Origin of the sequence: Williamsia herbipolensis, assembly GCF_036153515.1 — a bacterium.
GTDB lineage: Bacteria > Actinomycetota > Actinomycetes > Mycobacteriales > Mycobacteriaceae > Williamsia_A > Williamsia_A herbipolensis.
This window is the reverse complement of record NZ_CP108021.1, coordinates 2910741-2933935: the sequence shown is the minus strand read 5'-3', so window position 1 is coordinate 2933935 and position 23195 is coordinate 2910741. Positions and strand designations below refer to the sequence as shown.

The 23195-nt window shown below is 68.1% G+C and carries 20 protein-coding genes and 1 riboswitch; of the genes, 8 read left to right on the top strand and 12 right to left on the bottom strand.

Going from position 1 to position 23195, the window contains the following annotated elements:
- Nucleotides 1-199 precede the first annotated feature (199 nt).
- Entirely contained in the window at nucleotides 200-2647 is a 2448-nt protein-coding gene (locus OG579_RS13260) for a cytochrome P450/oxidoreductase (protein ID WP_328856301.1), read from the top strand.
- 25 nt (nucleotides 2648-2672) lie between these two features.
- Here the strand turns inward: OG579_RS13260 and OG579_RS13255 are convergent, their stop codons facing one another.
- From OG579_RS13255 to OG579_RS13240, 4 genes are all read right to left on the bottom strand, one after another.
- Nucleotides 2673-3230, bottom strand: a complete 558-nt coding sequence (locus OG579_RS13255; protein ID WP_328856300.1) for a TetR family transcriptional regulator — start codon at nucleotides 3228-3230, stop codon at nucleotides 2673-2675.
- Between the two features lie 88 nt (nucleotides 3231-3318).
- Nucleotides 3319-3588, bottom strand: a complete 270-nt coding sequence (locus OG579_RS13250; protein ID WP_045821135.1) for a metal-sensitive transcriptional regulator — start codon at nucleotides 3586-3588, stop codon at nucleotides 3319-3321.
- A 50-nt stretch (nucleotides 3589-3638) separates the two neighbouring features.
- Nucleotides 3639-4049: a DUF302 domain-containing protein gene (locus OG579_RS13245; protein ID WP_328856299.1), complete on the bottom strand. Its 411-nt coding sequence runs from the start codon at nucleotides 4047-4049 to the stop codon at nucleotides 3639-3641.
- Nucleotides 4050-4082: 33 nt separating this feature from the next.
- Nucleotides 4083-6242, bottom strand: a complete 2160-nt coding sequence (locus OG579_RS13240) for an MMPL family transporter (RefSeq protein ID WP_328856298.1) — start codon at nucleotides 6240-6242, stop codon at nucleotides 4083-4085.
- An 84-nt stretch (nucleotides 6243-6326) separates the two neighbouring features.
- Here OG579_RS13240 and OG579_RS13235 point away from each other — a divergent pair, with 84 nt between their 5' ends.
- From OG579_RS13235 to OG579_RS13225, 3 genes are read left to right on the top strand one after another with little or no spacing between them, the layout of a single operon-like run.
- Nucleotides 6327-8711 (top strand): ATP-dependent DNA ligase, encoded by a 2385-nt coding sequence (locus OG579_RS13235; protein WP_328856297.1) that lies wholly within the window; start codon nucleotides 6327-6329, stop codon nucleotides 8709-8711.
- An 11-nt stretch (nucleotides 8712-8722) separates the two neighbouring features.
- On the top strand, nucleotides 8723-9466 hold the full coding sequence (locus OG579_RS13230) for a metallophosphoesterase (RefSeq protein ID WP_328856296.1): 744 nt from the start codon (nucleotides 8723-8725) through the stop codon (nucleotides 9464-9466).
- A gap of 1 nt (nucleotide 9467) precedes the next feature.
- Nucleotides 9468-10253: an MBL fold metallo-hydrolase gene (locus OG579_RS13225; RefSeq protein WP_328856295.1), complete on the top strand. Its 786-nt coding sequence runs from the start codon at nucleotides 9468-9470 to the stop codon at nucleotides 10251-10253.
- A 3-nt stretch (nucleotides 10254-10256) separates the two neighbouring features.
- Here the strand turns inward: OG579_RS13225 and OG579_RS13220 are convergent, their stop codons facing one another.
- Nucleotides 10257-11642, bottom strand: a complete 1386-nt coding sequence (locus OG579_RS13220) for a DUF2252 domain-containing protein (protein ID WP_328856294.1) — start codon at nucleotides 11640-11642, stop codon at nucleotides 10257-10259.
- A gap of 90 nt (nucleotides 11643-11732) precedes the next feature.
- Nucleotides 11733-11948: riboswitch (cobalamin riboswitch) on the top strand.
- A gap of 170 nt (nucleotides 11949-12118) precedes the next feature.
- On the opposite strand from OG579_RS13220, the gene metE reads away from it, so the two are divergent.
- Nucleotides 12119-14386 carry a 5-methyltetrahydropteroyltriglutamate--homocysteine S-methyltransferase gene (gene metE, locus OG579_RS13215; protein WP_328856293.1) on the top strand — a complete coding sequence of 756 codons (2268 nt, stop codon included), beginning with the start codon at nucleotides 12119-12121 and terminating at the stop codon, nucleotides 14384-14386.
- Nucleotides 14387-14478: 92 nt separating this feature from the next.
- Here metE and OG579_RS13210 read toward each other — a convergent pair whose 3' ends face one another.
- Entirely contained in the window at nucleotides 14479-14907 is a 429-nt protein-coding gene (locus OG579_RS13210) for a hypothetical protein (protein ID WP_328856292.1), read from the bottom strand.
- Nucleotides 14908-15037: 130 nt separating this feature from the next.
- Here OG579_RS13210 and OG579_RS13205 point away from each other — a divergent pair, with 130 nt between their 5' ends.
- A complete protein-coding gene (locus tag OG579_RS13205) occupies nucleotides 15038-15412 on the top strand; it encodes a VOC family protein (protein ID WP_328856291.1) in 375 nt (124 codons plus the stop codon).
- A gap of 83 nt (nucleotides 15413-15495) precedes the next feature.
- Nucleotides 15496-15912, top strand: a complete 417-nt coding sequence (locus tag OG579_RS13200; RefSeq protein ID WP_328856290.1) for a hypothetical protein — start codon at nucleotides 15496-15498, stop codon at nucleotides 15910-15912.
- Nucleotides 15913-15985: 73 nt separating this feature from the next.
- Here OG579_RS13200 and OG579_RS13195 read toward each other — a convergent pair whose 3' ends face one another.
- From OG579_RS13195 to OG579_RS13170, 6 genes are all read right to left on the bottom strand, one after another.
- On the bottom strand, nucleotides 15986-17512 hold the full coding sequence (locus OG579_RS13195) for an NAD(P)(+) transhydrogenase (Re/Si-specific) subunit beta (protein WP_328856289.1): 1527 nt from the start codon (nucleotides 17510-17512) through the stop codon (nucleotides 15986-15988).
- Nucleotides 17509-17814, bottom strand: a complete 306-nt coding sequence (locus OG579_RS13190) for an NAD(P) transhydrogenase subunit alpha (protein ID WP_045821048.1) — start codon at nucleotides 17812-17814, stop codon at nucleotides 17509-17511. Before OG579_RS13190 ends, OG579_RS13195 begins: the two co-directional genes overlap by 4 nt.
- Nucleotides 17814-18896 carry a Re/Si-specific NAD(P)(+) transhydrogenase subunit alpha gene (locus OG579_RS13185; protein WP_045821047.1) on the bottom strand — a complete coding sequence of 361 codons (1083 nt, stop codon included), beginning with the start codon at nucleotides 18894-18896 and terminating at the stop codon, nucleotides 17814-17816. Before OG579_RS13185 ends, OG579_RS13190 begins: the two co-directional genes overlap by 1 nt.
- A gap of 230 nt (nucleotides 18897-19126) precedes the next feature.
- Nucleotides 19127-20002 (bottom strand): anti-sigma factor, encoded by an 876-nt coding sequence (locus OG579_RS13180; RefSeq protein WP_328856288.1) that lies wholly within the window; start codon nucleotides 20000-20002, stop codon nucleotides 19127-19129.
- Nucleotides 19992-20567, bottom strand: a complete 576-nt coding sequence (sigK, locus tag OG579_RS13175) for an ECF RNA polymerase sigma factor SigK (RefSeq protein ID WP_065973455.1) — start codon at nucleotides 20565-20567, stop codon at nucleotides 19992-19994. The genes OG579_RS13180 and sigK overlap by 11 nt, the downstream gene beginning before the upstream one ends.
- A gap of 32 nt (nucleotides 20568-20599) precedes the next feature.
- On the bottom strand, nucleotides 20600-22126 hold the full coding sequence (locus OG579_RS13170) for a molybdopterin-dependent oxidoreductase (protein ID WP_328856287.1): 1527 nt from the start codon (nucleotides 22124-22126) through the stop codon (nucleotides 20600-20602).
- Between the two features lie 290 nt (nucleotides 22127-22416).
- On the opposite strand from OG579_RS13170, the gene OG579_RS13165 reads away from it, so the two are divergent.
- Nucleotides 22417-23094, top strand: coding sequence for a fasciclin domain-containing protein (locus tag OG579_RS13165; protein ID WP_045821045.1), 678 nt, complete (start codon nucleotides 22417-22419; stop codon nucleotides 23092-23094).
- The last annotated feature ends 101 nt before the right edge of the window (nucleotides 23095-23195 follow it).

Genomic DNA, 23195 nt, shown 5'->3' with positions numbered 1-23195 from the left:
CCCGAGCTGGACGAACTCTCCCCAGTGTCCTCGCTTCGCGCCTACCCTGCCGTGACGACCGCGTCACAACGCGGCCGCTTCATAGCTCGCGCCGAGCACCACCGAGGGATGCGACAAAAGTGCCCACATTGTCATCACTGGGGACGTATAGTTCATTAATGTCACTCCGACATGGAACTCAGTGAAGGCGGTTGTCGTCATGCGCGTACTCGACCAGGTGATCACCAAAGCCCAGGCAGTGGTGCCGATGCAGCGCCAGATCCAGGCGCTCCATCTCTTTCAGCACACGAAGAGCCGCTTGATCGGCGACGATCAACCGCGATTCACCGAGTCCGCGATCCCCGACGTCGACGACCTCGATCTCACCGACATCGATGTCAGCGACCCGTTCCTCTGGCGCCAGGGGCAGTGGGAGGCCTACTTCCGACGGCTGCGGGATGAAGCCCCGGTGCACTATCGCGGCGACAGCAAGTTCGGCCCGTTCTGGTCGGTGACCCGCTACGACGACATCGTCACCGTCGACAAGGACTTCGAGACCTTCTCCGCCGAACCGCAGATCATCCTCGGCACACCGCCGGAGGGGCTCGACATCGAGATGTTCATCGCCATGGACCCCCCGCGACACGATCAGCAGCGCGGCGCGGTCCAGGGAGTCGTCGCCCCGCAGAACCTCGAGGAGATGGAGAGCCTCATCCGCGAGCGGGTCGCAGAGGTCCTCGACGAACTCCCCGTGGACGAACCCTTCGACTGGGTCGATCGGGTCAGCATCGAACTGACCTCCCGGATGCTCGCGACGCTGCTCGACTTCCCCTACGAGGAACGGCGCAAGCTGGTCGAGTGGACCGATCTGGTGGCCGCCAGCGCGTCGGCCACCGGCGGCTCCACCGACACCGATGCGGCGTACCGGGCCGCGGCCGAGGCCGCCAAGAGCTTCAGCGACCTGTGGCACGACAAGGCCGCGCGTCGCAACGCCGGCGAGAAGCCCGGCTACGACCTGATCACGCTGATGCAGATGTCCGAGGACACCAAGGACCTCATCGAGCGCCCGATGGAATTCCTGGGCAACATCGTCCTGCTCGTCATCGGCGGCAACGACACCACCCGCAACTCCATGACCGGTGGCCTGCTCGCGCTCAACCAGTTCCCCGAGCAGTTCGACCGCCTGCGCGACGACCCGAGCCTGGTGTCGAAGGCGGTCCACGAGATGCTGCGCTGGCAGACGCCGCTCGCCTACATGCGCCGGATCGCCACGCGCGACACCGTCCTCAACGGCCAGTTCATCCGCAAGGGCGACAAGGTCGTGATGTGGTACGCCTCGGCCAACCGGGACGAGCGCACGTTCGCCGATCCCGACAGCTTCATCGTCGACCGACGCAACGCGCGCCACCACCTGGCGTTCGGTATCGGCACGCACCGCTGCATGGGCAGCCGACTGGCCGAGCTGCAGCTACGGATCCTGTGGGAGGAGCTGCTCGAGCGCTTCGACGACATCGAGGTCCTCGCCGAACCCGAACGGGTGCAGTCGAATTTCGTTCGCGGCTACAGCTCGATGATGGTCCAGCTCACCCCCAAGGGCGCCCAGCGGCGACAGCACGGCACCTACCGCGCGATGCACCAGGAACGGCGCCGGGGCGAGCAGGCACGAGCCGCGGAGACGCCGGCGCCGGCTCCGGCACGACCGCAGCGCAAGGGACGCGTCGAGCGGACGGTGCTCGACGTCCAGGTCTCCCGGCGACGGGATGCGGCCGACGGTGTCGTCGAGCTGACGCTCACCGCCCCGTCGGGAGAACCCCTGCCGCAGTGGGCTCCGGGTGCGCACGCCGAACTCCACCTCCGTTCGGACATGACCCGGCACTACTCGCTGTGTGGTGATCCCGCCGACCGGTCGTCGTGGACGGTCGCGGTCCTCCGCGAACCGGACGGCCGTGGTGGGTCGGCTTTCGTCCACGACGAGCTCACCGAGGGGACGACCCTCCGGGTGACGGGTCCCGACAACCACTTCGCTCTCGTCGACTCGCCGCGGTACCTGTTCATCGCCGGCGGTATCGGTATCACCCCGATCCGCACCATGATCGCCGCCGCGGAAGCCCACGGCGCGAAGTGGGAGATGGTCTACGTCGGCAAGTCCCGGTCGACGATGGCGTTCCTCGACGAGTTCGAGGGTGACGACCGGGTGACGGTGTGGGCCAGGGACGAACGCGGCACACGCTTCGACCTCGACACGCTTCTCGCCGACCCCCGGCCCGACACGCTCGTCTACTGCTGCGGCCCCGACGTCCTCCTCGACGCCGTCGAGGAGAGGTGCGCCGTCTGGCCGGCCGAGAGCCTGCACCTGGAACGGTTCGCCCCCAAGGCGATCGACGCCCCCGAGGGTGCGCTCGACTCGTTCGAGGTCGAGTGCGTCGACTCCGGTGTGACGGTCACCGTGCCTGCGGGGACGTCGATGTTCGAGGCGGTCGCCGACGCCGGTGTCGACGTGATGGGGTCGTGCATGGAGGGCATCTGCGGCACCTGTCAGGCCGAGGTCCTCGACGGGACCCCGGACCACCGCGACTCCGTGCTGACACGCGCGGAGCGCGACCGCGGCGACTCGGTCATGCTGTGCGTGTCGCGGTCGCTGTCGTCGAAGCTGGTCCTCGACCTGTAGGCCGAAGGACCTGCCGACGAAGCGGTCAGTCGAATCCGCGGACCACCCGGTCGATGCGGCTGACCGCTTCGTCGACGTCCACCGTCGGTTGCAGGAGGTGGCTCATCGTCAGTCGCACAACGGAATCGACGAGCGCCTCGGACACCGTGTCCCCCAACAGCGATCGGAGTGCGCCGGTCGCCTGACCCAGTACGGCGTCGGGGTTCACGGTGAGCAGTGCGAGGAGGCCCGCGTCGTGGCCCGGCCGGAGGACGGCTGCGAGAGCGGCATTCGACCGACCGTGCTCCAGGACATTCCGCACGGCCGCCGAGACACCCTTCTCGAAGTCATCGGGATGCGCCGCGAGGCCGGCCGACACGCGCTCCAGGAAGCGATCGACCTCTCGGTGCACCACCGCGTTGCCGAGCTCTTCTCGGGTACCCACCTCTTTGTAGAGGCTCTGCCGCGGGACCCCGGAGCGCTTCGCGACCGCGGTCATGCTCAGGGCGTCCCAGCCCTGATCGGTGATGATCTCCACCGAGGCGTCGAGCACGCGCTCGAGACGCAGGGCCCGCAGTTCGGAATAGAAATCTGCCCCGGTCATGGGTCGAGCCTAGGTCAGACCATGACCTGCGGTGCGACGCGGACACCGACGGAGACCGTCACCGCCCGATCACGTCGGGCGTGATGATCTACGCCAGCGCGAGGAACAGTTTCTCGAGTTCGGCCTCGGTCATCGGTTCCCGCACTCCCTCGGCGTTGTCGGTCATGCACTCACGGAGTCCGGTGGCCACGATCTTGAAGCCGGCCCGATCGAGGGCCTTCGACACCGCGGCGAGCTGGGTCACCACGTCCTTGCAGTCACGCCCGGCCTCGATCATCGCGATCACCCCGCCGAGTTGGCCCTGTGCGCGCCGCAACCGGTTGAGCACCTGCGCGATTGCGTCGTCGTCGCCGATCATGAGTTTCTCCTCGCCGCGGATGGTGATCACCCAGCATAGCCCCGGGGGTATCAGGGGGCGGCGATCGTCGCGATCGCCCTGCGCAGCAGCTCACCCGCCTCCGCCGCGATGGGCGTCAGCGCCTGTTCCCCCGTCACCGATCCCATGAGGTCGGGGTTCATCGCCTCGACGATCAGGGTGCGACCGGTGTCGTCGGCCGTGTCGGCACGGATGACGACGTTGCACGGCAACAGCATCCCGATCTGTGGTCGGACACCGAGTGCGCGGTGGGCGATGTGCGGATTGCAGGCACCGAGGATGGTGAACGTCTCCATGTCCTCGTCGAGTTTCTTCTTCATCGTCGCCTGCACGTCGATCTCGGTGAGAACCCCGAAGCCCTGCTCGTCGAGGGCGTCGGTCACCTTCTGCTTCGCGGTGGCGAGGTCGGTGTCGGTGAGGGTCGTGCTCAGTCCCGGTTCCATGGGTGTCTCCTTCGTTGTTCGGGAACGGTGGGGTCAGTTGTGGGCGAAGCTGATCGACGGCAGGACCCGCCGGAGCCACGCGGGTGACCACCAGCCGGCGTGGCCGGTCAGTCGCAGCAACACCGGCAGCAGGATGAGGCGGATGAGGACGGCATCGAGGAGCACCGCCACGCCCAGGATGATGCCCATCTCCTTCGGCGGGAGCGGATCGGCGAGAGCGAAGCTGAAGAACACCGCCACCATCACCGCGGCCGCCGCGAAGATCACCCGCCCCGAGTGGGCCATCCCGTCGATCTGCGCGGTGTGCGGGTCACCGCTCTTCTCGTAGTGCTCCTTGGCCGTGGCCAGCAGGAACACCGTGTAGTCCATCGCGATGGCGAAGATCATCGGGAAGAAGAACACCGGACCCCATCCGTCGAGGAATCCCTGCGGCGTGAACCCGAGCAGCGACGCCCCGTGTCCGTCCTGGAAGATCAGCTTCGCGACACCGAACGCCGCCCCGGTGGACAGCAGGCTGACCACGGTTCCCATCAGGGCGATGAGCGGCGCCTGCATTGCGACGAGCAACAGCAGGAACCCCATGATCAGGATGACGCCGACGATCACGGGCAGGTAGTCGTCCAGTGCGGTCTGCAGATCGAGGTTCTCCGCGGGTGCCCCGCCGACGAGAGCGTCGGCCGGGAGACGGTTGCGCAGTGTGTCGAGGATCGACCCCATCTGCGCGTTCGACGGGTCCACGGTCGGGATCGCCTGCATGAGCGCATATCCCGAACCGTCGCGCGCGGGCTGCGGCGGGGTGACCATCGCGATACCCGGGCTCGACGATGCGGTGGTCGCTGCGGCCTGCGCCTCGGCGGCCGGGGAGATGATCTGCAGCGCGCCAGGAGCACCCGGACCGAACTGCTGCTGCACCAGCGCGTACCCCTGCCGCACCGGGGCATCCTCCGGCACCACCGAGATCGAGGGCATCGCGACCTTCAGCCCGAACACCGGCAGAGCCAGCAGCACCAGGATCCCCAGGGAGACGACCGCGAACGGCCACGGGTGCTCGTGCAGCAGCGACCCCCAGCGGTGGAACACCGGCGACCGGTGCTCCTGCTTCTTCGCGTAGGGCAACGACACCGCGTTGACCCTCGGACCGAGGGCACCGAGCACGGTGGGCAGCAGGGTCAGGGTCGCGAGAAGGACGAAGACCACCGCGAGCATGATCCCGACCGCCATCGTCCGCACCGCCGGCGCCGGGACGAGCAGGACGGCCGAGAGGCTGACGAGGACGGTGAGGCCCGACAGGACCACGGCCTTGCCCGCGGTGTCCATGGTGTCGACGACGGCCTGACGCCGATCGCCGCGCTGCGTCAGCGCGTCACGGAACCGCGAGACGATGAACAGCGCGTAGTCGATGCCGAGCGCGAGGGCGAACATCATCGCGAAGTTCATCGCCCACACCGAGATCGGCGTGATGTGGTTGAGCAGCACGAGTCCGCCCGCGGATGCGACGAGTCCCGCGATGGTCAGCAGCAGCGGAAGCCCGGCTGCGACCAGTGATCCGAACGCCAGCACCATGATCGCGAGCGTCACCGGCCACGAGAACAGCTCGGCTGTGATCATCGCGTCGTGGTTGGCCTTGTTGAAGTCCGCCCACAGTGCCGACGCCCCGGTGGGATAGACCTCGATACCGCTGCGGGACAGCGTCGTCAGCGGTGACTTGTGGTCGTCGACGGCCGTGACCATCTCGTCGGTCGACGCGTTCGCGCCGGCGATGAGGATGCCGGTGTGCCCGTCGCGGCTGATCGTCCTACCGGCCTGCGGCGTGACGATCTCACCGAAGCGCGGGTCTGATCCGAGCTCACGACCGATCTGGGTGAACACCGCCTGCATGCTCGATTCGGAGACGGTGGAGGAGTTCGAGTGGACGACGATCTGCACCGCGGCCGAGGAGTTCCCGCCGAAGTGTTCCTGCGCCAGCTCGCGCACGGCGACCGACTCCGAGCCGTTCGCCTGCCACCCCGCCCCGGCCAGCGACGAGAACACCGAGGGTGCGAACGCACCGAGGACGACGATCGCGGCGAGCCACAGCCCGAAGACCAGCCGGCGGTGATCGGTACCCCAGCCACCGACCCGCCCGAGCAGTCCGGGACGCGGCGTGGTGTCGGGCCGACGGAGGTCGGAAGACGAGCGGGTTGCGGCGCGCATGGGATGTCCTCTCGGTGTGTCGATACCCCCATGGGTATACACACCCCCCGGGGTATCTGTCCAGCTGTCGGTAGGATCGGGACCATGGCCGATTCACTGGACGTCGACGGACGATCGGTGGGCGTCACGCACCTCGACAAGGTCCTGTATCCGGCGACCGGGACCCGGAAAGCCGAGGTGATCGACTACTACAACCGGGTGGCGCAGGTGATGCTGCCGCATCTGTGGCGGCGTCCGATCACGCGTAAGCGCTGGCCCGACGGTGTCGAGTCGGCGCCCTTCTTCGAGAAGAACCTGCCCTCGAGCGCCCCGGGCTGGCTGGAGCGCCGGGTCATCGAACACAGCGACCGCGACGCGATCTACCCCATCGCCACCTCGCGCGCCGACCTCGTGTGGTTCGGGCAGCAGGCCGCCCTCGAACTGCATGTGCCGCAGTGGACGTTCCCGCCCGATTCCGACGCCCCCGTCGCCAAACCCGACCGCCGTGCCAACCGCCTAGTGCTCGATCTCGACCCCGGCCCGGGTGTCAGCCTCGCCCACTGCGCCGAGATCGCCCTGCTGGTCCGTGAACTCCTGGCCGGGGCAGGCCTCGATTCCTACCCGGTGACCAGCGGCAGCAAGGGGATCCACGTGTACGCCCCGTTGCCGGCCGCGGTGTCGAGCGACGGCGCCCGGGCGGTGGCGAAGCAGATCGCGACCTCACTGGCCGCCGAGCGCCCCGACGACGTGACGGCGGTGATGGCCAAGGCGGTGCGCGCGGGGAAGGTGTTCATCGACTGGAGCCAGAACTCCAGCGCGAAGACCACTCTCGCGCCCTACTCTCTGCGCGGTCGTGAGCATCCGTGGGCCGCGGCACCGCGGTTCTGGGACGAGTTGTCCGATCCCGACATCGCGCAACTCGGTTTCACCGAGGTCCTCGCGCGCGTCGCCGAGCACGGCGACATCCTCGCCGGTCTCGACGACGCGATCACGGCACCGGCCGCGGTCGCACCCGATGCCGCGGTCGCCGCCGATACGCCGGCGGTGGTCAGCCTCAGCGAATACCGGCGCAAGCGCGACGAATCGAAGACCCCCGAACCGTTCGGCGACGAGACACACCGGGCGACAACGCGATCCGACGACACCGACGTCGAGGACGACGCCGGCCCAGGTCTGCCGATCTTCGTGATCCAGGAACACCACGCGCGCCGACTGCACTACGACTTCCGGCTCGAGCGGGACGGCGTGCTGGTGTCGTGGGCGGTACCCAAGAACCTGCCCACCGACAGCGACCAGAACCGTCTCGCGGTCCACACCGAGGACCACCCCATGGACTACGCCGATTTCGCCGGCGACATCCCGGCCGGGGAGTACGGCGGCGGACACGTGGAGATCTGGGACCGCGGTACCTACGAGACCGAGAAGTGGCGTGACGACGAGGTGATCGTGCGACTGCACGGTGACCGCATCCAGGGCCGCTACGCACTGATCAAGACGGGCGAGAAGAACTGGCTCGCACATCTCATGTCCGACGAGCCGCGACCGATCGTCCCCGACAGCCTGCGCGATCCCCGCCCGATGCTCGCCACCGACGACCCCGTCGAGAAGCTCTCCGCCGACACCTGGGCCTTCGAGGGCAAATGGGACGGCTACCGGATCATCGCCCGCTACATCGGGGGCGAACTGCGGCTCACCAGCCGCGCCGGCATCGACATGACCGCCGACTTCCCCCAGTTGAGCTCCCTCGCCGACGATCTCGGGTTGATCGACACAGTGCTCGACGGCGAGGTGGTGGCCGTCGACGCCACCGGCAAGACCAACTTCACGCTGCTCGCCAGCCGCGACTCCACGTCCGAGCCCTTCACCCTCAAGCTCATGCTGTTCGACATCCTGTACCTCAACGGATCGTCGCTGCTGCGGATGACGTGGGAGCAACGCCGTTCGCTGCTCGACGAGATCGCACCGGTCTTCGCCCGCGACCCGGCGATCGAGGTACCGCCGCTGCTCAGCGGGTCGGGCGCCGAGGCGATGGACCACAGCCGCGACAAGGGCTGGGAGGGGGTGATCGCCAAGCGCCGCGACTCGGTCTACCAGCAGGGGCGCCGGTCGCGGACGTGGCTCAAGCAGAAGAACTGGCGCGACATCGAGGTCGTCGTCGGAGGCTGGCGTCCCGGCAAGGGCAACCGCTCGAACACGATCGGTTCGCTGCTCGTCGGACTCCCCGAGCACACCGGCCTGCGCTACATCGGCCGTGTCGGCACCGGGTTCACCGACAAGCAGCTCACCGCCCTCGCCGAGGAACTCGCGCCGCTGCGTCGGAAGACCTCCCCCTTCGTGGAACGACTCGACCGGCCCGTCGAACACGACGCTGTGTGGGTACTGCCGAAGGTGGTGGCCGAGGTGCGCTTCATGGACTGGACCAGCACCGGCCACCTGAGGCATCCGAGCTGGCGGGGCATCCGCAGGGACAAGCTTCCCGGCGATCTGTGATCATGAATCGCATGCTGACCGTCGCCCACATCAGCGACCTCCACTTCAGCGGGGAGGCCGACCACCGCGCGCGAGTGGAGGCGGTGCTCGGCCACATCTCCGCACGCGCCGACGGCATCGACGCCCTCGTGGTGACCGGTGACATCACCGACGACGGTTCGCCGGCCCAGTACGAGGAGGCCGCGGCGGTGCTGCGCGGTGTGCCGTTGCCGACCACGCTGCTGATCCCCGGCAACCACGACCGCCGCGACGAGTTCGGCTTCGGCCTGTTCGGACGCCACACGCACGACATGCCGCTCAACCGCTCGGCGATGATCGCCGGCGCGCTGTTCCTCATGTGCGACAGCACCATCCCCGGGCGCAACGACGGATACCTGTCCGACGACACCCTCGCCTGGATGGATCGCGAGATCACCGCCGTGGGCCAGGGCGTCCCGGTCATCGTGTGTTTCCACCATCCCCCGGTGGTGCTGGGTATGCCGTTCATGGACTCCATCCGACAGACCGGGGAGGACCGCCTGGTGCGGCTCGTCGAGAAGCACCCCGGCATCGTCGGCTTCCTCTGCGGTCACGCGCACACCGGTGCCGTCACCAGCTTCGCCGGTCGTCCGGTGTGCCTCGCCCCGGGCGTCTCGTCGACTCTGAACCTCTCGTTCGAGGGGACCGACGTCGTCGACGCCTCCCAGCCACCGGGTCTCGCCTTCCACCAGCTCGACGGCTGGCGCCTCATCACCCACTTCCGCGCGGTGGTCTGACATGCGTGTCCGTCACCTCAACTGCGGGACGATGCCCGTCCCCGGCGACTCACTGGTGTGCCACGTGCTGCTGCTCGAGACCGACAACGGCCTCGTCCTCGTCGACTCCGGTTACGGCCTCGCCGACTGTGCCTCGCCCGCACGACGTCTGGGGCCGTTGCGCCACGTCATCCGTCCGGTGCTCGACCCCGAGGAGACCGCGGCCTGCCAGATCGAGAACCTCGGCTACTCCACCGACGACGTCCGCCACATCGTCGTCACGCACTTCGACCTCGACCACGTCGGCGGCATCGCCGACTTCCCCGGCGCCACCGTCCACGCCACCTCCACCGAGGTCACCGCCGCCCAACGCCCGCGCACCACGCTCGAGCACGGCCGCTACCGCCGACGCCAGTGGGCCCACGGACCCTCGCTGGTCACCCACGAACCCGTCGGCGAGTCCTGGCGGGGATTCGCCGCGGCGCGTGAACTCACCGCCATCGCCCCCGGGGTGGTCCTGATCTCGCTGCCCGGCCACACCCGTGGGCACGCCGCGATCGCCGTCGACGCCGGCAACCGCTGGGTCCTGCACTGCGGCGACGCCTTTCATCATCGGGGCGCCATCGAGGACGAGACCTCGACGCCGTGGACGATGCGGGTGACCGAGACCGCGCTCGCGATGGACCGCAAGCAGTTGCGGCGCAACCAGGAACGCATCGCCGAACTGCGCCGCCGCGCGGATCCCGATCTGGTGATCGTCAACGCCCACGACCGCACGCTGTTCGACCGCGCGGTCGCCTCCGCCTGACCCTCAGATCACCCCGTCGGCCGCCGCGACGAGGAACTCCGCGTGATCGCGGTCGACCTGATCGGCGTAGTCGACCGCCCATCGGGCGATGGCGGTGTCGGCGGTGTCGTTCTTCCCGAGGTAGCCGGCGATCTGTGCGAACGCCGGGCTCTGACTGTGCGAACGGGCCAGCAGTCGCGCACAGAGTTCGCTGTAGCGGCGTAGTTCCCGCGCCTTCAGGTCGGTGGCGTCGATCGATCCCTTCATGTCCCGGAACTGCCGCCAGTAGAACGCGCCCTCACGTGATGCGGTCCATCCGAGGAACGGGTCGGAGTTGGCCTGCAACACATGCGCACTCGCCACCACACGAATCGCGTCACGCGCATCGGTCGGCGTGTGCTCGGTCTCGGGTATCACCGACGTGAGACCACCGTTCGTCTCGAGCACCGACGGTGCGGCCTGCTTGAGCTGGAGCACCATCGGCTCATCCGAGGGGCCCTGCAGCAGGACGATCAGGGCGACGTTGCCGACCGAACCTACCCCCACCACGCGTCGTGCGACATCGACGATCTCGAACTGCGACAACAGCAACGCCACGTCGGTGCGCACCGACGAAAGGTAGTGGTCGAAGATCTCGTCGACGCGTTGGCCGGCGAGTTCGATCCGCTCGGGGTGCTGGGCGGACAACGGGACCACGATGGGCGGGTCCGGCGTGATGCGGCGCCGGTCGTCGGGTCCGATCTCGGTGATCTTGTCGACGATGCTGTTCGCCGTACGTCGCCGTGCCTTAACCAGCGCGGAGTCGATGACATCGGCGACCACGCCACCGGCGTTGTCGGCCAACACCTCTGCGTCGACCGAGGTGTAGTAGCGGTCGATCACCGACTGCGACCCCGCCACGCGCAGCGCCCGGCGGTAGGCCTGCGCGGCATCGGCGGCGAGCTCGGCCTGGTCGTCGCGATCGGCACCGTCGGCACGGGCGCACAGCACCGCACTGGTCACCAGCCGCTTCACGTCCCACTCCCACGGACCGACGCCGGACTCGTCGAAGTCGTTGAGGTCGAACAGGATGCGGCGTTCGGGGCTGGCGTAGAAGCCGAAGTTGCCGATGTGGGCATCGCCGCTGATCACCACGTCGATCCCGGTCACGGGGATCGACGAGAGGTCGGTGGCCATGATGTCGGCGGTCGCGCGGAAGAACGCGAACGGCGACTCGCTCATCCGCTCGATACGCAGCGGGATCAGCTCGGCGATCCGACCCTCGTGTTGCCTCCGGACGAGGTCGATCAGGTCGCGCTCGCCCGACGGCGCCTGTGCCAGCGTCGACCGACCGCGGGTCTCCCGCATGGCCTTGCCCATCGCGAACGATTCGTCGTGGTCATGGCGTTCGAGGAATCGATGAAAGGGCATACCGCGATGCTAACGCCGGCGCACGGGCGCGTACTGTCGCGATCGCAGCTGGTCTGCCGTACGAGTGACACCCAGGAGCCCCTGAGTCTGTCGTGCGGCATCGAGCCCGGTCACCGCCCTCGGTGGCGGCCGGTCGAGAGGGAACCCGGTGAGAATCCGGGACTGTCCCGCAGCGGTGAGTGGGAACGACCGCCGACAATAAGCACTGGCGGGTCCGCGAGAGCGGACCTGCTGGGAAGCGTCGGCCAGTAGGCCGCGAGTGTCACGCCCACGAGTCCGAAGACCTGCCAGTTGTGCCGGGTGCGCCGCACCCGGCGGATCATCGCCTCGTGGACTGGGCGTGTGACCGCAAGAGCCCATGGCCGTGCCCTCGTGAGGGGTACGGCTCCAGGCCGCGTGCCCTCGGCACCCGGCCGGCTCGTCGGTACCACGTCCCTTGGTGATGGCCATCCGCACGCACCGAAGGATCGTCACACATGACTGGTACACCGTTCACCGCAACAACTCTGGGCTCGGCCCGCATCGGACCGAATCGGCAGCTCAAACGCGCCGTCGAGGCGTACTGGGCCGGTCGCACCGACCAGGCCCAGCTGCACGCTCTCGCCGCCGACCTGCGCGTCGCCGGCCTGCGGGAACTACACGCCGCCGGACTCGACTCGATCCCGGTCAACACGTTCTCGTTCTACGATCAGATGCTGGACACCGCAGTGCTTCTCGGCGCACTACCGCCGCGGGTCGCCGGCATCGCCGACGACCTCGACCGGTACTTCGCCGCGGCGCGGGGCACCGGCAGGGTCGCCCCGCTGGAGATGACGAAGTGGTTCGACACCAACTACCACTACCTCGTCCCGGAGATCTCGTCGTCGACGACGTTCTCGTTGCACCCGGACAAGGTGCTCGATGAACTGACCGAGGCACTGGCACTGGGGGTCCCGGCGCGGCCGGTGGTCATCGGCCCGATCACGTTCCTGCTGCTGAGCAAGGGCGTCGACGGCACCGCGCCGATCGATCGACTCGACGAGCTGCTCCCGCTGTATCGCGAACTGCTGTCGACGCTGCGTGAGACCGGCGCGGACTGGGTGCAGATCGACGAACCCGCACTGGTCACCGACCTGCACGACGACCCGGCCGGCCTCGTCACGCGGGTCTACGGCGAACTGGCCCGAGCGACCGACCGACCGGCGATCCTCGTCGCGAGTTACTTCGGCGATCTCCGGGAGGCATTGCCTGCGCTCGCGGCCACCGACATCGAGGGAATCGCGGTCGACCTGGTGCGCGGCACCGCCGACCCGGTGGCCTCGGTACCAGCGCTGACCTCGAAGCTGCTGGTGGCGGGAATCGTCAACGGTCGCAACATCTGGCGCAACGATCTGTCGGCGTCGCTCGCGACCCTGGCGACGCTGTTGGGCTCGGCCGCCTCGGTGGCGGTGTCGACGTCGTGCTCGACGCTGCACGTGCCGTACTCCCTCGACCGGGAGTCCGGGCTCGACGACACCCTCCGCAGCTGGCTGGCGTTCGGCGCGGAGAAGGTCGCCGAGGTGGTCACCCTGGCCACCGCGCTGCGGGACGGACGCGACTCCGTCGACCAGGCCCTCGACGCCTGCGCGCGGGCGCTGGCGGCCCGCCGCTCGGATCCACGTGTCCACGACGACGGCATCCGGGAACGCATCGCGGCCGCGGTCGACGCGGGTGTCGCCCGCGGGCCGGCGGCGCAACGGCGTGCCGCCCAGGACGAACGGCTCGGACTTCCCGTCGTGCCCACCACCACGATCGGGTCGTATCCGCAGACATCGGAGATCCGGCGGGCGCGAGCGGCCCTGCGTGCGAACGAGATCGGTGTGGACGAGTACGAGCGTCGGATGCGCGGCGAGGTGGCGAGCATCATCGCGCTGCAGGAGGACCTCGGGCTCGACGTACTGGTGCACGGCGAGCCCGAACGCAACGACATGGTGCAGTACTTCGCCGAACAGCTCGACGGGTTCTTCGCCACCGAGAACGGGTGGGTGCAGTCGTACGGGACGCGCTGCGTGCGGCCGCCGATCCTCTACGGCGACGTCCGCAGGCGGCATCCGATGACGGTGACGTGGATCGACTACGCGCAGTCGCTCACCGATCGACCGGTGAAGGGCATGCTGACCGGTCCGGTCACCATCCTCGCGTGGTCGTTCGTCCGCGACGACCAACCGTTGTGGGACAGTGCGAATCAGATCGCGTCGGCGATCCGTGACGAGACCGTCGACCTCGAGGCGGCGGGTGTCGGGATCATCCAGGTCGACGAGCCGGCGCTGCGGGAGCTGTTGCCGCTGCGCGCGGAGGATCAACCGGCGTACCTGCGCTGGGCGGTCGACGCGTTCCGGCTGTCGACGGCGGGCGTGGCTGATGCGACGCAGATCCACACTCATCTCTGCTATTCGGAGTTCGGTGCGGTGATCAGTGCGATCGCCGATCTCGACGCCGACGTCACCTCCATCGAGGCCGCGCGGTCGCACATGGAGGTGCTCGACGACCTCAACTCGATCGGGTACGCGAACAGCGTGGGGCCGGGGGTCTACGACATCCACTCGCCTCGTGTTCCCGAGGTCGGCGAGATCGTGGCGTCACTGCGAGCTGCATTGGATGCGGTTCCTGCGCAGCGACTCTGGATCAACCCGGACTGCGGGCTGAAGACGCGGTCGACCGACGAGGTGGAGGCGTCACTGCGCAATCTGGTCACCGCGGCACACATCGTGCGCGCCGAGTTGTGACCGGTTGAGGTGGTCGGGTGGGATCGGGGGTCTCGATCCCACCCGACCTGCCCACGCCCGGGGGGAGGCGGGGCACGCCTGGGGTCGGTGTGTCAGCGGGGAGGGCGCAGTACCTCGACGCTGAAGGAGTAGTTGTTCAGCGGCTGTGGGTCTCGACCGTCGGCGTACACCGCGGAGGCGACGATCCCGGTGAAGGGTGTCGAGCCGAGCGTGCCGACGCGCTGTCGCACCGACTTCCCCGGGTCGATGCCGTCGATCAACTCGGTGCCGCCGAACCGGTTCGGGAACGAGTTGATGTACGCGACGATCCCGGTGGCCCGGGCGGTACCCACGTTGCTGATCACGACCGAGATCTCGCCGCGGGTGGCCGGATCGGTCGACACCTGCGGGCGCGAGATGGTGACGTCGGGTGCGCCGGACGGTTCGGGGGTCGCCTCCGGTGCCGCGCCGGCGCTCGGGGCCGCGGCCACCGACAGCGCCGCGGCCGCCGCTGCGGCGAGTGCGATGCGTCGTGTTCTCATCGAGGGACCTCCTGGTGGAACGTGTGCGTACCAACTTCCCGTCCCAGCATGCTTTGCGCCGCGAAGGATGTCCAGTACCCGATATGGAATCGCAACCTCCCGACATCCATCGGGTCGTAGGGTGGCCGCCATGACCAGCAGAATCGACGTCATCGCCATCGATTGTCACGACATCCGACTCGTGGCCGACTTCTGGACCGGGGTCCTGGGTTGGGAGATCACCGACATCGAGGGCGACGACTACCTGAGCATCGGACCGGCCGACGGATCCACGCCGACCATCGACTTCCTCCGCGTCCCCGAGGCGAAGACCATCAAGAACCGTCTCCATCTCGATCTGCGCGCCGACGGGGTCACCACCGCCGAGGAGATCGCCCGGGTGGAGTCGCTCGGTGCCACGCGCGTCGACATCGGCCAGGACCCCTCGGTCACCTGGACCGTTCTCGCCGATCCCGAGGGCAACGAGTTCTGCATCCTCGGCCGCACCTGGCAGGAGACCCACTGAACGACACGCTCGAGCGATACGGGCTCCCGCGTAGAGACGCGTCTGGTACAGCTGTACGAGCAACCGTCGATCACAGGAGACCCATGCGCCGCTGGAGCCGCTCCCTCACCACCGTCCTCGCCACGGCATGCGCGGCATCCGCGCTCGTGGCGGGGGTGTCGTCCGCATCGGCCGCACCAGCGCGCCCTGACCTGGTGGTGTCGCTGCCGGAGCTGGGCCCCCGGAACTTCCCGCCGCAGGTGCCGTTCGTGATCCGGATCGTCAACCGCGGCACCGCAACCGCGACGAACATCGCGGTGGCGGTGTCCGGCATCCCGCCGACCGCGAGCGATGGCTTCACGATCGAGGCGATCCGGCCCGGACAGACGATGACCGTGCACACCCGCAGCCTGCTGGGTCGCTTCTACATCGGTCAGTCGACGGTCACCGCGCGCGAAGCCGAGAGGGATGCGAACCCGGCGAACAACACGATCACCGGCTTCCGGTTCCTGGTCGGCTGAGCCGACGAGGACAAACGAGGCGATTCTTCCCGCTGAGCGGGAAGAATCGCCTCGTCTGGTGGTGGTGCGGGGTCTAGAGGGCCTTGAGCTCCTCGATGACCTCGCCGACCGACTTCTTCGCGTCGCCGAAGAGCATCGAGGTCCCCGATGCGCCGAAGAGTGGGTTGTCGATGCCGGCGTAACCCGACGACATCGACCGCTTGAGCACGATCACCGATCGCGCCTCGTCGACGTTGAGGATCGGCATGCCGTGGATCGGCGAGCTCGGGTCGTTACGGGCCGCGGGGTTGGTGACGTCGTTGGCGCCGATGACGATGGCGACGTCGGTACGGCTGAACTCGCCGTTGATGTCGTCCATCTCCTTCATGGCGTCGTACTCGACATCGGCCTCGGCCAGCAGCACGTTCATGTGCCCGGGCATACGACCGGCGACCGGGTGGATCGCGTACTTGACCTCGACCCCCTTGCCCTCGAGCAGCGACGCCATCTCCTTCACCGCGTGCTGCGCCTGCGCGACCGCGAGACCGTAGCCCGGCACCACGATGACCTGGTTGGCGTAGGCCATCTGGATCGCGGCGTCGGCGGCCGAGGTGGCCTTGACCGTGCCACCGTCGCCGGCGGGTCCGGCCGCGGCACCATCGGCGCCACCACCGAACGAGCCGAAGACGATCGCGGGGATCGATCGGTTCATGGCCTTGGCCATGAGGTTGGTGAGGATGGAGCCCGAGGCGCCGACGATCATGCCGGCGACGATGAGTGCGGTGTTGTCGAGCGCGATACCCGCTGCGGCAGCGGACAACCCGGTCATGGCGTTGAGAAGCGAGATGACCACGGGCATGTCGGCACCGCCGATGGGTAGCACCACGAACAGACCCATGACGCCGGCCGCGATGAGCAGGCCGACGATCCACCACACGCTCGCGCCACCGCCGTCGGTGGCCTGGACGCCGAGGAACACCGCGATGGCGATCGACCCGATGAGCAGGACGATGTTCGCCGCCTGGAACAGCTTGGCGTTGCCGACGAAGAACTTCTCGACACCCTTGGGCAGGATCTCCTGCAGCTTCGAGAAGGCGATCAGCGAGCCCCAGAACGAGATCGACCCGATGATGGCCGCGATCAGCGATCCGACGACCAGCGGTGAGGCCGGTTGCTTGTCGCCGAACTCGGAGAAGCCGGAGGTCTCAATGAACTCCGACCAAGCGATGAGCGCCACGGTGCCGCCACCGACACCGTTGAACAGCGCGACGAGCTGGGGCATCGCCGTCATCTTGGTCTTGAGCGCCGGCGGGATACCCAGTGCGACACCGATGATCAGGCCGGCGGCGATGAGGATCCAGTTGATTGTCGGGACCTCGACGCGGCCGGCGCCCTCGTCTGCACGGGCGCCCTCGTTCCAGACATAGAGCAGGGTCGCGGCGACCGCGATACCCATGCCGACGGCGGCGATCCAGTTGCCGCGCACGGCGGTCTTCGGACCGGTCAGCCCCGAGAGGCCGTAAATGAAGAGGCCGAAGGCGAGGATGTAGAGCGCCGTCACCACATAGGAGATGTTCTGGTTCGGCGAGTGCAGATCGGCCGCGAGAAGGACGGTGGTCACTTGGTGACCTCCTTCTTGCCCTTGAACATCCCGAGCATGCGGTCGGTGACGGCGAAGCCGCCGATGACGTTGAGCGTGCCGAAGACCAAAGCGACGAACGCGATGATCCGTACGCCCCAGTTCGCGTCGGCGGGAAGGGCGCCGAGCACCACCAGCGCGCCGAGGACCACGATGCCGTGGATGGCGTTGGTGCCCGACATCAGCGGGGTGTGCAGGGTGTTGGGCACCTTGGAGATGACGGCGAAGCCCACGAATCCGGCGAGCACCAGGATCGCGAGGTTGGCCAGGAGTCCGGTGTACATCAGGCGTCGCCTGCCTCTCGGGTCACGCACGACTTCGCGAGCACCTCGTCGGAGAAATCCGGTGCGATCGAGCCGTTCTCGTCGAGCATCAGCTCGATGAGGGCGAGCAGATTCTTGGAGTAGAGCTCGCTGGCATGCTCGGGCATACCGGCGGGGAGGTTGAGGGGCGAGCAGATCGTCACGCCGTGCTTGACGACGTTCTCGCCGGGCTCGGTGAGTTCGCAGTTGCCGCCGGTCTCGCCGGCGAGGTCGACGATCACGCTGCCGGGCTTCATGCCCTCGACCGCGGCGGCGGTCACGAGGCGTGGGGCGGGACGACCGGGCACGAGTGCGGTCGTGATGACCACGTCGAATCCCTTGATCGCGTCCTCGAGGGCCTTCTGCTGCTGGGCGCGCTCGTCCTCGGTGAGCTCGCGGGCGTAGCCGCCCTCACCGGCGGCGTCGATGCCGAGATCGAGCCACTGCGCGCCGACCGACTTCACCTGGTCGGCGACCTCGGGCCGCACGTCGTACCCCGTGGTGCGGGCACCGAGACGCTTGGCGGTGGCGAGCGCCTGCAGGCCCGCGACGCCGACGCCGAGGATCAGCGCGGTCGCCGGCTTCACCGTGCCGGCCGCGGTGGTCAGCATCGGGAAATAGCGGGTGGACTGTTCGGCGGCGAGAAGCACGGCCTTGTAGCCGGAGACATTGCCCTGAGAGCTCAGTGCGTCCATGGCCTGGGCGCGCGAGATGCGCGGGATCGCCTCGACCGCGAACGCCTGCACACCGGCGGACTTGAGGGCGCCGATCTGGTTGGTCTGATTGCGCGGCGCGAGGAACCCGATGAGGGTCTGACCCGAGTGCAGTTTCGCGACCTCGTCGTCGGTCGGGGCGACGACCTTGACGACCAGATCCGCCGACCACGGGTCACCGATGGTGGCCCCGGCGTCGGTGTAGAGCGAGTCGGGGATGAGAGCACCCAGGCCCGCTCCCGATTCGACGATCACGTCGACCTTTTTGTTCACCAACGACGCGACCACCTTGGGTACCAGCGCGACGCGCCGTTCCCCCTCCGCGATCTCGCGCACGACACCGACGCTCATATACCCACCTGTCTCACACTGCTGCACACGTGTTCACGACGGCGTCACGACGACACCGCGTGAGGCCGCGTCCGAGGGGTCACCGACGCAGGCACTTCGAAGGGCGAACGGTCACGATCGGCGACCGAAGGTTGAACGAAACATAGCACCGGACATCGCGGGGCGAGGTGCCCACCCGAGGGCCGCCAGATGACGACTGTCAGCGGAAACAGTCGCACGGACGAAACGTGTCAGATGGAGACAGCGGCGAGGACGTCGCCGGTCGGCTGCGGTGATCCCCCGCGGGGCTCCATGGTCATGCCGACCGTCCGCGACTGATCGAGTCCGTGGACGATCACCGGGGTCGACGCCGAGGCGTCGGTGATCAGGCCGGCCGACTTCGGTGCGTGCGTGTTCCCGATGAGCCACAGCTGATAGGTCTGTGCGTTCGCGGGGACCGGCGCACTGTCGAGCAGCACCACGGCGGTGTCCATCGACCGCGACGACGCCACCACGACCGTCCCGGGCATCCCGGTCAGCTGGGTGCGATGCATCTCGGCATCCTGCGCACTCATCACCGATCGGAGCTGCTCGAGTTCGACCGAACCCGCTGCGACGGCCGGGCTGGACGGCTCCGGACTCGACACCGACGAGCGCCCGATGACCACACCGCCGATGACGAGCAACAGCGCCGCGGCGGCCGATGCCACCGACATCGCGAGCCGGCGTCGCCGTGTGCGCCGAGCGGCCAGCTCGTCGCCGTGGGACGGGCCGTCGGCGTGCGGCGCCTCGTCGACGGAGAGGGCGGGGATGTCCCGCGACGCCGGACCGGCGGCATCCGCCGGGACCGAGCGCAGCGGCCGCACCGCTCCGGGACGATCCGCACTCACGGCGTCGAGCAACGATCGACGCACCGCCGACGGCGGCACGACGGTGTGTTCGGCGGCCATGCGCGCGATGGCGTCGTGCGTGCGACGGATCTCGATGACTGCGGCGACGCGACGTTCGGGATCGATGGCCTGCAACGCGGCCTCGAAGGACGCGCGCTCGGATCGGTCGAGTGCGTCGATGGCGTAGAGCTCGAGCAGGTCGTCGACGAGCTCGCGAGGATCTCGGTCAGGCCTCATCGGAGGACTCCAGGCACGACTTGAGTCGACGCAGCCCGTCCCGGATGCGTGATTTCACGGTGGGCAGCGCCGCCCCGAGCTTCTCGGCCACCTGCGGGTAGCTCAGCCCGCCGTAATACGACAGTTCGATGCTCTCCCGCTGGGTGTCGGTGAGGGTTCCCAGGCACGCGATGACCGCGCGCCGGTCCTCGCGGGTGACCACCGATTCGACGACCTCGTCGACCTCGGTCATCGCGTTCGAGACCGTGTACTGCGTCCCACGCCGCGACGACGCCTCCTCCGAGCGGACGCGATCGACCGCACGACGGTGACCGATCGTCAGCATCCACGACACGACCGAGCCCATGTCCGGTCGATAGTTCGCGGCGTTCTGCCAAACCTGCAGGTAGACCTCCTGCAGCGTCTCCTCGGCGTACCCGGGATCGCGCAGCACCCGCAGGATGAGGCCGTAGATCCGTGGACTGGTCGCGTCGTACAGCGCTGCGAAGGCAGCCCGGTCGCGCGCAGCCGTCCTCTCCAACAGGTCTGCCAGTTCCGGCAGACGCGCGAGAGAACGGTCGGTCACAGGACCGACAGTAGCTTGTCTGATTCATCGCCCTACGCAATCGTGAGGACACGGTTGTGCCAGCCTGTGGCGCCACCCGGGATCGGGGGCGTGCGTTCTTCGGTCTGCAGCTGTCCGGTTTTGTCGGTGGCCCTGCAGTAGACGGTGTGCTGGCCCGGTGTGGCCTGCCATCGGTACGACCACTGTCGCCAGGTGTCGTTCGAGTACTCCTCGGTGAGATCTGCGGGCTCCCACGGTCCGTTGTCGATCCGCACCTCGACCTTCGAGATACCTCGATGCTGCGCCCAGGCCGTGCCCGCCAGGATGACCTCGCCGGCGGGGGAGTTCGAGAAGGGTTCGGGCCGGTCGATGCGCGACGCGGTCTTGATCGGCCCCTGCGCGCCCCAGCCGCGCTTGGTCCAGTACGCCTCGGCCTTGTCGAACCGCGTGATCTCCCAGTCGACGACCCACTTGCACGCCGAGACGAAGCCGTAGAGGCCCGGCACCACCTGGCGGACGGGGTACCCGTGTTCGAGGGGCAGGGGCTGCCCGTTCATGGCGACGGCGAGGATCGCATCGCGTCCGTCGGTGAGCGCCGAGATCGGGGACCCGGAGGTCCAGCCGTCGACGCTGGTGGAGAACAGCATGTCGGCGTCGCTCTTGACCCCGACACGCTCGAGGATCGACTTGATCGGGTAGCCGATCCAGGTGGCGTTGCCGGCGAGGATGCCGCCGACCTGGTTGGACACACAGGTGAGGGTGATGACCTTCTCCTCCGCCTGCATCCCCATCAGGTCCTCCCACGTGAGGGTCATCTCGTTCTCGACCATGCCGTGGATGCGCAGTTGCCAGTCCGCGGTCTTGAGGTTCGGGACCTGCAGCGCCGTGTCGATGCGATAGAAGTCGGAGTTCGAGGTCACGAACGGTGTCGCACCGGGAACCTTCAGGTCGGCGCCCGCGGGGATCGGCGCGGCCTTGCTGACCGGCGTCGGCAGCTTCAGCTTGCGGCGTTCGGCGATGGCGTCGCCGGCCTCGGCGATCTTCTTGCCCGCGAAGGCCACGGCCCCGGCGACGACGGCCACCGTCACCGCCGAGGAGAAGAAGAGTCGGCGCGAGAGGCCGTTCTGTTCCGGCGCCGCGGCATTGGTCCGGCCGAAGAAGCCGAGCAACGCGCGCAGCACGATGATGCCGACGACCGCCGCGACGATCGACGGGATCGAGTAGCTCGCGTCGGCGGTGGGTCGGGCCATGGCGGCGAACACACCGAAGGCACCGAACAGCACGATGAGCACCGAGCCGATCGGACGGGTGCGGCGTTCGACGAGACCGGCGACGACGGCGAGGACCGCGATGCCCACGGCCATGCCGGTCAGCAGCGCGATCTTGTCGTTCGTCCCGAACTGCCGGATCGCGAACTCGCGCACCGGAGCCGGCGCGTTGTCGACGAGATAGGAACCGACCGCGAAGTACGGAGAGGCATAGGACGAGACCGCGACGGAGACGATCTCGCCGGCCGCCAGTGCGGACCCGACGGCCACGAGGCCGGCCAGGGCGCCGCGGGCGGTCTTCTCGATTCGCATGATGGGCCTCTCGGTTGGAGATCGCTTGAGACGCATGGCGTCACCGCGCCGAGAGGAATTGCTGTCCGACCCGGCGAAATGCATGTGTCAAAGGTTCATCAAGCTATTCGACGCCGATCCCCGAACGGATGTCTGAACGTCGAGGTCAGTTTCCGACGACCGTTATCCGGCCGTGACATGTCAGATGGGTGTTGACGGATTCGAGACAACAATTTTCGGACCGGACCCATCCGGCTACCCGTAGGGTCCGAATGGCAAGTGACCGACAACACCAAAAGATTGGATAGGCAATGGCCCTCAAGAGGACCCAACGATTCGCCGTAGCAGTTGCAAGCCTGGGCATGGCAGTCGGCCTCGTCGCCGGTTGCTCCAGCGACGACAGCTCCGACTCCGCATCGTCCAGCACCGCCGCCACCTCGACCGCCGCGTCGTCGGCCGCCGAGAGCTCGGCCGCCAGCGCCGATCCGGCCGCCGATCTCGTGGGCTCGGGCTGCGCCTCCTACGCCGAGGCCAACGCCAGCGGCCCCGGCTCGGTCGGTGGCATGGCTTTGGACCCGGTTGCGACCGCAGCCTCGAACAACCCGCTGCTCAAGACCCTGACCCAGGCCGTCTCCGGACAGCTGAACCCCAAGGTCAACCTGGTCGACACCCTCAACAGCAGCCAGTTCACCGTCTTCGCGCCGGTTGACGATGCGTTCGCCAAGATCCCGGCGGCCACCATCGACACCCTGAAGACCGATGACGCCCTGCTGACCAAGATCCTGACCTACCACGTCATCCCGGGTCAGCTCTCGCCGTCGCAGATCGCCGGCACCCACAAGACCGTCGAGGGCCAGGACGTCACCGTCTCGGGCTCGGGCAACGACCTCAAGGTCGGATCCGGCAACGCCTCGGTCATCTGTGGTGGCGTCAAGACCGCCAACGCGACCGTGTACCTCATCGACTCGGTGCTCATGCCCCCGGCCTGATCACTTGATCACTGATGTACCAGCTGTGAACTGACGTATCGGACCTCCGGGTCCGGTACGTCACCCACGGACAACGGACCGAAGCCATCTACCCCTTGGCT